This window comes from Leucobacter sp. PH1c, from assembly GCF_000633415.1.
Classification (GTDB): Bacteria; Actinomycetota; Actinomycetes; order Actinomycetales; family Microbacteriaceae; genus Leucobacter.
Genome location: NZ_AYMV01000060.1, coordinates 1 through 585 on the forward strand (window position 1 = coordinate 1; position 585 = coordinate 585).

The following is a 585-nucleotide window of genomic DNA, read 5'->3' on the forward strand; positions in this document are numbered from 1 at the left end:
TGCTCGTCGGCACGGGCGCCTACGCGGGCGCGACGGTCGCCGCCCTCCGCGACCGCGGGGCGCGACGCATCCGGGTGCACTCGCCCTCGGGCCGGGCCGCCGCCTTCGCGGCCTCCCACGGGCTCGACGCGGTCTCCCCCGACGGCGTCGCCGCGGCGCTCTCGGGCGCCGACCTCGTGGTCGCGTGCAGCGCCGCCCAGGACCCGCTCCTTGACGTGCACGACTTCACGGCGCCAACCGCGCAGGAGCGACTGCTGCTCGACCTCGGCATGCCCAGGAACATCGCGCCCGAGGTCGGCGGGCTGCCCGGGATCGAGCTGCTCGACCTCGACACCGTCGCCCGGCACATCCCGATCCCCGAGCTGAGCGCCGAGGCCGAGGCCCGCTCGCTCGTGCGCGCCGCAGCCTCCGAGTTCGCGACGGACCAGGCCGAGCGCGCGATCGCCCCGACCGTGAGCACGCTGCGCGGTCACGTGCTCGGGCTGCTCGAGGAGGAGCTGTGCCGAGCGCGCCGGGGCACCGACGAGGGCGGCGTCCCGGCGGACGGTGCGAGCGCCGCCGTCGCCGAGGAGGTCGAGGCCGCGC

1 pseudogene is annotated in these 585 nt (G+C 77.8%); it reads left to right on the forward strand.

Features of this window, described 5'->3' with window-relative positions:
* A pseudogene (locus U874_RS0113895) lies at positions 1-585 on the forward strand (glutamyl-tRNA reductase); the annotation flags it as partial.